Genomic DNA, 12,084 nt, shown 5'->3' on the forward strand with positions numbered 1-12,084 from the left:
GGGGCGGAACCCCCCGCCCTCTTCCATCAATACGTGTACGTGACCATCGTGCCGACGGAGTACTGATTGCGTTCCTTCACGATCGGGCTGTCCTTGGCGTCGCCGAACAGGCGGCGCGCCTCGGCGGCGGCCGTCAGCGTCCAGGACTTGCTCAGCGGATACGACCACACCGCGCCCAGCGCGATGCTTTCCAGGCCGCCCTCGGCCTCGTACTTGCGATAGCCGGACTTGGCCGACTGGCGGCCGCTGACGCCGTACCAGGTACGCATGTAGTTGCCGTCGCCGAAGGTGCTGTTCAGCGACAGGCCGATCTTGCCGGCCGGACCGTCATAGACCTTGGCGCTGGCGCCCAGGTTGAACAGCGTGTAAGCGCTGCCGGTATCCCGGTCGTCACCCTTCTTGAACGCGTGCTGCACCGAGGCGGACAGTGTCACCGGGCCGACGTCGGTCTCCGCGTCGAAACCAACCTGCGCGCGGCTCTTGATGTCGCCCATGCCGCGCAGCGCGTTCGAGCCTTCCAGGCCCTTCTTGTGGTCCTTGCGCGAGGCGCTGGGGCCAACGTAGATGCGGAACGTGCTGCCCATCGTGTTGGTTTCCCAACCCAGGCCATGGTCGGTGTTCAGGAAAATGCCGTAGGGACTGCGCACGCCGAAGCCGAACACGGGCACCGCGACGCTCTCGTCGCTGCCGCTGTAACGCGGCACATAGGCGCCACCCACCGTACCGTAGAAGGACCACTGGTCCTGCACCATGCCGGTGGCGCCACCCCTGGCGACCTCCAGTTCGCGAGATGTGGCGCCGCGCTTGCCGGAAGCGTTGCCGGCGCCATCCTCGGCCGCCATCGAAATGACAGGCAGCAGGGCCAGGGTGCATGCGGCGGCCACGCGGCGCGGCTTGAGGACTAACAGGGTAGATCGCTTCATAGAGCTTCCAGGGAAACGAGGTTGAGGAGGTACTGCTTACAGCCGCCGCGCGGCACGCGGCGTCAAATCTAGCGGACGTCGTCGCCGTACTTGGCCTGGCGCATCAGCGTCATGGCCAGCGTCGAAACCGATGCCACCAGCGGCTCGGCCGTATCGGCATTGCTCATGACCAGCACGGCGAGCTTGTCGCGCGGGGCCAGTACATAGCGGGAATGAAAGGCTTCGGTAGCGCCGCTGTGCGAACGCATCGCGTCGCCCGCGACGCCGTCCTCGTCACAGGGCGCGACCAGCCAGGACAGGGCCAGCCGGCAAGGCAGGCTGATGCCATCGGCCACGGTTTCCAGGTTCAGGATCGCCTGCGCGGACTCGGCCTTGAGCACTCGGGTATCGCGGTAGCGGCCTTCGGCGAACAGCATGCTGCTGAAGCGCGCCATCTCCGACGAACTCATCCACAACCCCTCGGCGGCCGCGTTGTCCAGAGGCGCTTCCGACCAGGGCTTGCCGCGCCGATAGCCGGCGGCGCGCAGCTCCAGCATGCGCTCATCGGCCTGGTAGCCGGCGCGGGAAATGTTCAGCGGGCGCAGGATCGCGCGACGCATATAGGTGTCGAAGGGCTCTTCGGCCGCGTGCGCCACCATGTCGCCCAGCAAGGCATAGCCCATGTCGGAACGTGCCCTGCCCATGGTGTCCTCGGGCGTGTCCGGGCGCAGCGTCAGCAGGCTGCGCGCGGTGACCGGATGCGCACCCAGCCATTGCATGGCCGCGCGGCGCGGCTGGATCTCCCACTGCGGCAGCGCCTGCGCCGCGGGCATGTCCAGCGCTAGGCGCCCGTCGTCGGCGGCGCGCATGACGCCCGCCGCCGTCACCAGCTTGGAAATCGCACCGACGCGGTACAGCGTGTCGCTGGACGCGCTGCGGTGGCGCGCCTCATCCGCATAGCCGAACCCGGCGCTCCAGACCAGCTTCTGATCATCGACCAGCGCGATCGACAGCCCGGGCACGTCCAGCGCGCTCAGGTCATGGGAAATGCGCTTGGTGAGATAGCTCACCACCGCGTGATAGTCGCCCTTGGATATGGCCGGCGGCTTGGCCGGCGGCACGCCCTGGCAACCGCCGGCAAAAGCCAGCAATGCGCCTAGGACAAGGGTACGGGCAAACGGGAACATGACGTGCGGCAAAGCCTCTGATGAGAACTGCCGTCATGCTATCGATGGGTCAAGCTCCGTTCTTTCCTGCTTTGTATGGAGTTTGTAAAGATTGGACAGGATGTTTGTGAAGTTTATTGAAGATGCCCGTCCAGAGCGGCCTTCCGGGCAGCGTCGCAGCGCTCAGGCTGCCTTCCAGCTGATGATGAAACGGGCCCCGCCCAGCGGGCTGTCCACCACCTCGGCCGTGCCGTTGTGCCAGCGCGCCACCCGGCTGACGATCGCCAGCCCCAGGCCGGTACCGCCGGTGCCGCGGTCGCGGCTTTCGTCCAGCCGGATGAACGGCTCGAAGATGCGCTCGCGGTCCGCCAGAGGAATGCCGGGACCGTCATCGTCCACCATGAGCACATACTCGCGCGGCGCGGGCGAGACCAGGCTCACCCGGATATTGCCACCGGCGTAGCGGATGGCGTTCTGCAGCAGGTTCAGCAGGGCCCGCGTCATGTAGCGCTGGTTCAGGTGCACCTGCGCCACCTGGCATAGCGCCACCTCGCAACGCACGCCGCGCTGGCCAGCCTCGAAATCGGCATGCTGGACCACGGAGTCCAGCCAGCCGCGCGCGTCCTGCGCCTGCAGCGCCAGGCCGTCGCTGTGCTCCAGCCGCGCATACATCAACAACTCGGAGGCCATGCTGTCCAGCTCGGCCACGTCGTTCTTCATTTCCTCGATCAGGCGCGCGCGCGCGGCCTCGTCCCGTTCGCGGCCCATCATGTCCAGCTCGAACGACAGGCGCGCGATGGGCGTGCGCAGCTCGTGCGAGACGGCGTTGGTCAGTTCGCGCTGGTTGCTGATCAGGGCGCCGATGCGCTCGGACATCTGGTTGAAGGTTTCACCCAGATTGCCGATGCTGGAATGGCGCGACAGCCGGGCGCGCGCCTGCAGGTCGCCTTGGCCCATGCGCTGCGCCGCCGTCTTGAGCGCCTCCAGGTCGCGCCAGATGGGCAGCGCCCACACCAGCATGAACGCGCACAGCAGCAGGCCCAGCGCGGAATAGACCGCCGCGATCACCCAGGGTCCGATCGACGGTTCGGGCGGCAGCTTGAGCTCCAGCCACTGGCCGCCCGCGCCCGGGATGCCGGCCACGAAGGTCTGCATCTTGTCGCGGATGAAGAAATCGCCCGCGCGGATGGCCTGCCGTTCCTTGTCGCTGGCGTTGTAATCGCGCGCGTTCACGACCCGCAGTCGCAGGCCGTAGTACGGCGCGAGCTGGTCGTCGATGTGAGTCTGCCGGGAGGCCGGCTCGATGCGCGACAGCTCCTGCACCAGACTGTGGATCTGGCCGCGCACCGATTCGCGCGTATAGGCATCACTGACCGGCTCGAACAGGTAGTTGGCGGAACGGTCCACGATCTCGTTGGAGATCACGAAGCCTACCGCCAGCACCACGAAGAGCCGCAGGACGAACTTAAGCATCCTCGCCCTCGTGTGCCTTGGGCGAGAACAGATAGCCCTTGCCCCACACGGTCTTGATGCGCGCCGGATCGCGCGGGTCGTCGTCCAGCTTGCGGCGCAGCTTGCTGACGCAGACGTCGACGCTGCGGTCCAGGCCATTGAACTCGATGCCGCGCACGGCATTGAGCAGGTCGTCGCGGGTCAGCACCTGCCCGGCCTGGCTGGCCAGCGCCCACAGCATCTCGAATTCCATGGTGGTCAGGTCGACCTCCGCGCCCGCGTGCACCACGGCGCGGGTGCGCCGGTCGATGACCAGCGGGCCGAATTCCAGACGCTCCGGCGGTTCGTCCAGCTGGCTGTGCCGGCGCAGCAGCGCGCGGATGCGCGCCAGCAGCACGCGCGGCTCGACCGGCTTGATGACGTAATCGTCCGCGCCCGACTCCAGGCCCAGGATCTGGTCCAGATCGTCCTCGCGGGCGGTCAGCATCAGGATGGGCGCGGAAGAGAACGCGCGCAGGTCGCGGCATACCTGCAGGCCATCGCGGCCCGGCAGCATCAGGTCCAGGATGGTGATGGCCGGATCGTGCCTGCGGAACGCCTCGACCGCGTGGTCGCCGCGATAGGCCTGCGCCACGTTGAACCCATGTCGCTCCAGGAACTGGGCGATCAGGCGCGATAGCTTGGGATCGTCTTCGACTAGCAGGGCCTTGGTCATGATGTCCACAAAAAGAGTTCAATTGCGCCGCATTCTACGCAAAAGTCGGGAATCGGCGTTCGACCATAGCGGCCCGGCCCGGTTCCCGAGTCCGGACGGACCGAGCCAAATCGGCGGTTTCGGCCCACCGTCCGCGAGGGCGGGCCGCCCTCGGACAGGCACGACGCTCCGCCTGGCCGCCCAATAGGAAACGGGCCGGAACGCTAGGCTTCCGGCCCGTCGCGAGCCCTTCCCCGGACCCGCGCGCTGCGGGTCCGGGGACGGTTCCGGCATGCGCCGGTTTACTTGTAGACGGTCTTGGAACCGTCCTTGTGCCAGGTGAACACGTCGAACTGGAAGTTCGTCAGGTCGCCCTGCTTGTTCCAGGAGATCTTGCCGATCGGGGTGTCGAGCGTGTTGGCGTGCAGGAACTTGGCGACCTTGGCCGGATCCTCGCTGCCAGCGCCCTTGATGCCGTCGGCGATGGCCAGGGTGGCCGTGTAGGCGGTCATCTGGAACGCGCCCGCGGCGTTGCGCTTCTTGGCCTGGAAGGCCTTCACGATCTCGGCGTTGGCGGCGCTCTGGCTGAAGTCCGCCGGCAGCGTCAGCAGCATGCCCTCGACGGCGTCGCCGGCGATGGCGTTGATGTCCGGGTTGCCCGTGCCTTCCGGACCCATCCACTTGGCCTTCACGCCCTGTTCGGCCGCCTGGCGCAGCAGCAGGCCCATTTCGGGGTGGTAGCCGCCGTAGTAGACGAAGTCCACGCCGCCGCTCTTGAGCTTGGTGATGACGGCGGAGTAGTCGCTGTCGCCGGCGTTGATGCCTTCGAAGATCGCGACCGGGATGCCGCCCTTCTCGAGGTCGTTCTTGACCGCGGTGGCGATGCCCTGGCCGTAGGACTGCTTGTCATGCAGCACGGCGACCTTCTTCGGCTTGAGCTTTTCCAGGACGAACTTGGCGGCGGCCGGGCCCTGCTGGTCGTCGCGGCCGATGGTGCGGAAGATGAACTCGTAGTTCTTGCCGTCGGTCAGCGCCGGCGAGGTGGCCGACGGGGTCACCATGACCACGCCTTCGTTGTTGTAGACGTCGGCGGCGGCGATGGTCGCGCCCGAGCAGACGTGGCCAACCACGAAACCGATCTTGCTGTTGACCACGCGGTTGGCGGCCACCGGACCCTGCTTGGGTTCGCAGCCGTCGTCGATGACGACGGTTTCCAGCTTCTTGCCATTGACGCCGCCGGCGGCGTTGATGCGCTCGACCGCCGTGTCAACGCCTTCGCGGACCATGTCGCCGTACTGGGTGACCGGGCCGGTGGTCGGGCCGACCACGCCGATCTTGATCGTCTGGGCTTGCGCGCCCGCTGCGAACGTCAACCCTGCGGCAACACCCAAGGCGGCGATGACCGGGGTCAGACGGAATGCTGGCTTCATGAGTGGACTCCTCTATTGGCATGTAATCGTTGGTTTTCACCGGGCGTAGGCCGGCTTTATCAGTGAATTCCGCCCGGCTGCTATGCGTTTGCACGGCAAAGCATACACTGAAAGATCACTGTCATTGTGGGCTCCGGCCCGCCTTTTTTTGTGCGGAAAACTTGATGGGACGCATCACTTTCCCGCATTTCCCTTATGCCTTCAGGGATATATGTAAAAGAGGATTTATTCGTTTGCGTTACTAAGCCGGCGCGGCATCATGGCCGCCATGAGACTCCAACCGATCATCGTCCCCGGATGGAAAAACTCCGGACCCGATCACTGGCAATCCCGCTGGGCGGACGCCTTGCCGCACGCGATACGGGTGCAGCAGCGGGACTGGGAACAGCCGTCCTGCGCCGAATGGACCGCCGCCGTGGCGGCCGAAGTGGACAAGGCCCGCAGTCCGGTGCTGCTGATAGCGCACAGCCTGGGCTGCCTGGCCTGCGCCGCGCTGCCGGTGCCGCTGCGCGCCAAGGTGGCGGGCGCCCTGCTGGTGGCGCCGGCAGACGTGGAACGCGCCGACGCCCCGGACTGTCTGCGCGGCTTCGCGCCGATCCCCCGGACCTCGCTGCCCTTCCAGAGCGTGGTGGTGGCCAGCGACAACGATCCCTATTGCCGCCTGGAGCGCGCGCGCCTGTTCGCGGAACACTGGGGCAGCCGCCTGGTGGTCGTGCCCGGCGCCGGCCACATCAACGCCGACAGCGGGCTGGGCGATTGGCCCCAGGGCCTGAAACTGCTGGGCGCGCTACGCCGGCGCTCGTCGTGGCGGGTCTCGCCGCCGCCCGAGCGCATCTCGCCGGTACCCGTGCGCCCCTTGTCGCACCAGGGCTGAAACGCGCCACACGGCGTTCGCCGATACACGCCTTCTCCCCCGGACGGAGTTGTCCATCCTGGGGGTCCACAAAAAAACCCCGCGACGCGAGGGTGCGTGGCGGGGTTGATCGGCCGCGCTATCGCGGCTCGCGCCGAATCACTGCAGCAGACTGCGCAGCATCCAGGCATTCTTCTCGTGCACGTCCAGACGCTGCGTCAGCAGATCGGCCGTGGGTTGATCATTGGCGGCGTCGGCCTTCTCGAAGGCGGCGCGCGCGGTCTTGGCGACCGACTCGTTGGCGCTGACCAGCAGGCGCACCATTTCCAGCGCTTCCGGCACCGAGTCCGGCTCGGCGATCGACGACAGCTTGGCGTATTCGCGGTACGTGCCCGGCGCGTAGTGGCCCAGCGCCCGGATGCGCTCGGCGATGCTGTCCAGCGCGTTCCATTCCTCGGTGTACTGCGTCATGAACATCAGGTGCAGCGTATTGAACATTGGCCCCGTGACGTTCCAGTGGAAGTTGTGCGTCATCAGGTACAGCGTGTACGAATCCGCAAGCAGCTTGGACAGCTCGCCCGCAACCGCGGCGCGATCCTTGTCGGAAATGCCGATGTTGATGCGCGGAACACTGGTGGTCTTCTTGGAGGACTTGGCCATCGATGACTCCTGTTGAATGGACTGAGCAAGGATAACACTGCTGCTACGACAGACTTGGGACCGCACACCGACCCAACATTGATGCGGCTCAAGCCACGCAAGAGCTAAACGCTGCAATCGCGAATCACGCTCCGCAGCCAGGAACTGCCCGCGGGATGCCACGGAGCCGGCTCCGCCGGTCCGTGGGCATGCCCCCTTGAGGGGGGAGCGCGGGAGCGCTCGGGGGTGGGCTAATCCTGTTCTGCCGTGACCTCGCCCGCCAGCATCTGCACGCCCGGCAGCCCGCATTCATAGACGGCCTGCGCCAGCGCCTCGATCGCCGCGAGTCGCGGAAAGCTGCGGCGCCAGGCCAGCACCACGCGGCGTTCCGGCACCTGGCCTTCGAACGGCAAGTAACGCAGCAGGCTGTTCGAGGGAGGTTGCTCCGGCACAGCGGTCACCGGCAGCACGGTGACGCCGATGCCCGCCGCCACCATGTGGCGGATCGTTTCCAGCGACGAGCCCTCGAAGGTGCGCTGGATGCCGTCGCTGGCCGCGGAAAAGCGCGACAGCTCGGGACAGACCTCCAGCACCTGGTCGCGGAAGCAATGGCCGCTGCCCAGCAGCAGCATGGTCTGTTGCTTCAGGTCCTGCGCGTCGACGGCGGCCTGCTTCGCCAGTTCATGGTCGTTGGGCACGGCCACCACGAAGGGTTCATCGTATAGCGGCTGCATGACCAGGCCGGCCTCCGGCAAAGGCAAGGCCATGATGGCGCAATCGATCTCGCCCTGGCGCAGCAACTCGACCAGGCGCACGGTGAAGTTTTCCTGCAGTAGCAGCGGCATCTGCGGCGTGCGACGGATCTGCTCGGGCACCAGGCGCGGCAGCAGGTAGGGACCGATGGTATGGATCACGCCCACGCGCAGCGGCCCGGCCAGCGGATCGTGGCCCTGGCGCGCGATCTCCTTGATACTGGCGCTTTCCTCCAGCACCTTCTGCGCCTGCGCCACGATGCGCTGCCCGATCGGCGTCACGCCGACCTCGGCGCCGCCGCGTTCGAACAGGGTCACGCCCAGCTCGTCCTCGAGCTTGCGGATGGCGACGGAAAGCGTGGGCTGACTGACGAAACAGGCCTCCGCAGCCCGACCAAAATGGCGCTCGCGTGCCACCGCCACGATGTACTTGAGTTCGGTGAGAGTCATACGCCCCCCGGGTTATGCGGCGGCCAGCGGGCCGTCGGCGAAAAGTTTAGGGTGGTTCATCTAGGTGCGCAGGAAGTCCTCGCGACCGCGCATCCAGCGCGCCAGGTGCGCCTGGACCGCGTCGGGATGCTCGGCCCGCAGCCAGACCGCCGCGTCGCGCGCATCCTCGGCGATGGCCGCGTCGGTCTCCAGGTCGGCGAAGCGCAGCAGCGCCATGCCGGACTGCCGCGTGCCCAGGAATTCCCCGGGGCCGCGCTGCTCCAGGTCGCGCCGGGCGATCTCGAAGCCGTCGGATGTCTCGAACATGGCGCGCAGGCGCTCGCGCGCGATCTGCGACAGCGGCGTCTGATAGAGCAGCACGCAGACCGATTCGGCAGTGCCGCGCCCTACCCGCCCGCGCAGCTGGTGCAGCTGGGCCAGGCCGAAGCGCTCGGCGTGCTCGATCACCATCATCGACGCATTGGGCACATCCACGCCCACCTCGATGACGGTGGTGGCCACCAGCAGGTCGACCTCGCCTTCGCGGAACGCCTGCATCACCGCCGCCTTCTCGGCCTGCGGCAGGCGGCCATGCACCAGGCCGATGCGCAGGTCCGGCAGATCGGCCCGCATGCCTTCGTAGGTATCGACGGCGGTCTGCAATTCCAGCGCCTCGCTTTCCTCGACCAGCGGGCAGACCCAGTAGGCCTGACGGCCGGCGCGCGCCGCCTGGGCGATGTGCGCGATGACCTCCTCGCGGCGCGCGTCCGAAACCAGTTTGGTCACCACCGGCGTGCGGCCGGGCGGCAGCTCGTCGATGACCGACACGTCGAGATCGGCGAAGAACGTCATGGCCAGCGTGCGCGGGATGGGCGTGGCGCTCATGTTGAGCTGGTGCGGCACGATGCGGCCGCGCACGGTTTCGCCCTTCTTGGTCAGCGCCAGGCGCTGGCCCACGCCGAAGCGATGCTGCTCGTCGACGATGGACAGGCCCAGCCGGTGGAATTCGACATGGTCCTGGATCAGCGCCTGCGTGCCGACCACCAGCTGCACGCTGCCCTCGGCCACGGCGGCGGCGGCCTCGCGCCGCGCCTTGGCCGTCAGGCTGCCGGTCATCCAGGCGATGTTCACGCCCAGCGGCTGCAACCACGCGGCGAGCTTGCGGAAGTGCTGTTCGGCCAGGATTTCGGTGGGCGCCATCAACGCCACCTGGGCCCCGGCCGCGATGGCCTGGGCCGCGGCGATGGCCGCGACCACGGTCTTGCCGCTGCCCACGTCGCCCTGCAACAGGCGATGCATCGGATACGGCTGCGCCAGGTCCGCGGCGATTTCCCGCACGACGCGCTGCTGCGCGCCAGTCAACTTGAACGGCAGGGTTTCGTACAGCCGGGCCACCACCCCGTCCGGCGCGTCGCTGGGCGGCAGCGGCGCGGCTTCCTTGACGCGCCGCGCGGCCCGGGCGGCGGCCAACGACAGTTGCTGCGCCAGCAGCTCGTCGAACTTGATGCGCCGCCATGCCGGGTGAACCCGTTCCAGCAGCGCCTGCTCCGACTCGCCCTGCGCCGGCGTGTGCAGCGCGCGGATGGCGGGCTCGAACAGCGGCAGCGCATAGCGCTCGCGCGCCACCGGCGGCAGGGTGTCGGACAGGTCGGCGCGATCCAGCGCCTGCGCGATGGCGCGGCGCAGCGTCAGCTGCGGCAGGCCTTCGGTGCTGGGATAGACGGGAGTGAGCGCGGTGGGCAGCGGCGCATCGGCGTTGACCATGCGCGGGTGCACCATCTCGCGGCCGAACAGGCCGCCGCGGACCTCGCCGCGCGCGCGCAGACGCTTGCCCACGGTCACCTGCTTCTGCTGGCTAGGGTAGAAATTCAGCCAGCGCAATTGCAGCTCACCGCTGTCGTCGGCCAGCGTGGCCGTCAGCTGACGCCTGGGGCGGTACAGGACCTCGGATTTGGTGATCTCGCCTTCGACCTGCGCGGAAAAGCCCGGCCGCAACGAGGCGATCGGAACCACGCGGGTCTCGTCTTCATAGCGCAGCGGCAAATGCAGCACGAAGTCTTCGGGCGACACCAGACCCAGATTGCGGAGCTTGCGCTCCGTATCCGTCAGCGGTTTGCCGGCGCCGCCCTTGGCAGCGCTCGCGCGCTTGGGTGCCGCTGCGGCGGCCGGCATGGAGGAACGCGCCTCGGTAATGAAATGCCCCGGTGGTGCTTACAGGACCAGGATGGCCTCGACCTCGAACTGCGCGCCCTTGGGCAGGCTGGCCACGCCGATGGTGGAGCGCGCCGGGAAAGGCTGAGGAATGATCTCGGCCATGATGGCGTTGGCGGCCGCGAACTTGCCCAGGTCGGTCAGGAACAGGGTCAGCTTGACGACGTTGTCCAGCGTGCCGCCGGCCGCCTTGATGACTTCCTGCATGTTGGCGAACGCCTGGCGGACCTGGGCGTCGAAGTTCTCGGACACCAGATCGCCGGTGCCGGGCTCCAGGCCGATCTGGCCGGACAGATAGACCGTCTTGCCGCCGCTGACGGCGACCGCTTGCGAGTAAGGGCCGACGGCGGCGGGCGCGGCGTCGGTGTGGATGATTTGCTTGCTCATGGGCGGAATCCTTGTAAGGTCGTACAGATGCTTGAACTATCGGATTTTAATCACCAATAGCATATTGCGAAAGCTCCGGCTTGCCGCCACGGTGCGCGGCGGGTCCACCACTGAAGCGACGCGGCAAACGATGGCGGCAAGGCCGCGGCCCTGTCATGTTACCCACGCCGATGACAGCATGATGTACGGCCTGTGCCCGTCCCACAGGGCCTCCCGCCAGTCTATCCCTCTCCACCCAGCTCGACGCGCCGCTCCCGCAGCAGGTCATACAAGGCCTGCGCCGCCACCGACAGGCTGCGCCCCTCGCGCCGCACCAAGTGCAGGGGCCGCGTCAGCGCGCGTCCGGCCAGCGGCACGATGCGCAAGTCCTCGCCGCCGAAATGGAACAATGTCATCGCCGGCACCACCGACACGCCCAGCCCCGCCCTGACCAGGCCGGTCACAGTGGCCAGATGCTCCACCTCGAACACCGGCGGTGGCGCGGCCGCGCCTAATGCCACGTCCAGGTGCTTGCGCACGCTGCTGCCGCGCGCCAGCTGGATCAGAGGATAGCGCGCGATGTCGCGCAATCGCGCCTGCTCCACCTGAGCCAATGGATGATCGCCACGGCACACCAGGAAATAGCGGTCGGCGTATAGGAATTCGCTCGCCAGCTCGCTCATGTCCGGCCGCTCCGAGGCCACCGCGAAATCCGCCTGCCCGCTGCGAACCATGTCCAGGCAGGGATCCAGCAGGGCGTCGCGCAGGTCGATCGAAATGCCGGGATGCCGCTCACGGAAGCCCGCCAGCAGGCCGGGCAGCCAGCCCGCCGCCAGCGACGGCAACGCGGCCAGCGTCACCCGGCCCCGGCGCCGCGCGGCGTGGTCGCGCAGATCATCCATGGCCAGTTCCATGTCGGCGAGCAGGCGGCGCGCCGAGGCCTCCAGCACGCGCCCTTCCGCCGTCAGCTCGACGTTGCGTGTGTCGCGGTCGAACAGGCGCAGGCCGGCGCTGTCTTCCAGCTGGCGGATCAGGGCGCTGAAGGCGGGCTGCGTCAGGTGACAGCGCTGCGCCGCCCGCGTGAAGTGCTTCTCGTCGGCCAGGGCCACGAAGGCGCGCAGCTGGCGGGCAGAGAGATTCATGGCTTTTCTCTATGAATTGATCCGATATTTCTATTTTACGGATGACTG

General features: G+C 67.5%; 11 protein-coding genes. 1 reads left to right on the top strand and 10 read right to left on the bottom strand.

Features of this window, described 5'->3' with window-relative positions; genetic code table 11:
- Positions 1-26 precede the first annotated feature (26 nt).
- From ACEU5R_RS17870 to ACEU5R_RS17890, 5 genes are all read right to left on the bottom strand, one after another.
- The gene (locus tag ACEU5R_RS17870; protein ID WP_103274497.1) at positions 27-923 is read right to left on the bottom strand and encodes a MipA/OmpV family protein; all 897 of its coding nucleotides are present in this window, start codon (positions 921-923) and stop codon (positions 27-29) included.
- A 68-nt stretch (positions 924-991) separates the two neighbouring features.
- Complete coding sequence (locus ACEU5R_RS17875; protein ID WP_233772440.1) at positions 992-2,053, bottom strand: serine hydrolase; 1,062 nt, start codon at positions 2,051-2,053, stop codon at positions 992-994.
- Positions 2,054-2,251: 198 nt separating this feature from the next.
- Entirely contained in the window at positions 2,252-3,541 is a 1,290-nt protein-coding gene (locus ACEU5R_RS17880) for an ATP-binding protein (RefSeq protein WP_392411078.1), read from the bottom strand.
- The gene (locus ACEU5R_RS17885) at positions 3,534-4,235 is read right to left on the bottom strand and encodes a response regulator (protein WP_392411079.1); all 702 of its coding nucleotides are present in this window, start codon (positions 4,233-4,235) and stop codon (positions 3,534-3,536) included. Before ACEU5R_RS17885 ends, ACEU5R_RS17880 begins: the two co-directional genes overlap by 8 nt.
- Before the next feature lie 281 nt (positions 4,236-4,516).
- Positions 4,517-5,644, bottom strand: a complete 1,128-nt coding sequence (locus tag ACEU5R_RS17890) for a branched-chain amino acid ABC transporter substrate-binding protein (RefSeq protein WP_103274499.1) — start codon at positions 5,642-5,644, stop codon at positions 4,517-4,519.
- 268 nt (positions 5,645-5,912) lie between these two features.
- Here ACEU5R_RS17890 and ACEU5R_RS17895 point away from each other — a divergent pair, with 268 nt between their 5' ends.
- On the top strand, positions 5,913-6,518 hold the full coding sequence (locus tag ACEU5R_RS17895) for an RBBP9/YdeN family alpha/beta hydrolase (protein ID WP_392411081.1): 606 nt from the start codon (positions 5,913-5,915) through the stop codon (positions 6,516-6,518).
- 138 nt (positions 6,519-6,656) lie between these two features.
- On the opposite strand, the gene ACEU5R_RS17900 is transcribed toward ACEU5R_RS17895, so the two are convergent.
- From ACEU5R_RS17900 to ACEU5R_RS17920, 5 genes are all read right to left on the bottom strand, one after another.
- Positions 6,657-7,157: a Dps family protein gene (locus tag ACEU5R_RS17900; protein ID WP_103274500.1), complete on the bottom strand. Its 501-nt coding sequence runs from the start codon at positions 7,155-7,157 to the stop codon at positions 6,657-6,659.
- Positions 7,158-7,387: 230 nt separating this feature from the next.
- Positions 7,388-8,338, bottom strand: coding sequence for a LysR substrate-binding domain-containing protein (locus tag ACEU5R_RS17905; RefSeq protein ID WP_103274501.1), 951 nt, complete (start codon positions 8,336-8,338; stop codon positions 7,388-7,390).
- Between the two features lie 60 nt (positions 8,339-8,398).
- The gene (gene recG, locus ACEU5R_RS17910) at positions 8,399-10,489 is read right to left on the bottom strand and encodes an ATP-dependent DNA helicase RecG (protein ID WP_392411084.1); all 2,091 of its coding nucleotides are present in this window, start codon (positions 10,487-10,489) and stop codon (positions 8,399-8,401) included.
- A gap of 39 nt (positions 10,490-10,528) precedes the next feature.
- Complete coding sequence (locus ACEU5R_RS17915; RefSeq protein ID WP_103274503.1) at positions 10,529-10,915, bottom strand: Rid family detoxifying hydrolase; 387 nt, start codon at positions 10,913-10,915, stop codon at positions 10,529-10,531.
- Between the two features lie 221 nt (positions 10,916-11,136).
- Positions 11,137-12,036 (bottom strand): LysR family transcriptional regulator, encoded by a 900-nt coding sequence (locus ACEU5R_RS17920; protein WP_392411085.1) that lies wholly within the window; start codon positions 12,034-12,036, stop codon positions 11,137-11,139.
- Between the last annotated feature and the right edge of the window lie 48 nt (positions 12,037-12,084).

The organism is Achromobacter sp. 413638 (assembly GCF_043119405.1).
In the GTDB taxonomy this organism is placed as follows: domain Bacteria; phylum Pseudomonadota; class Gammaproteobacteria; order Burkholderiales; family Burkholderiaceae_B; genus Achromobacter.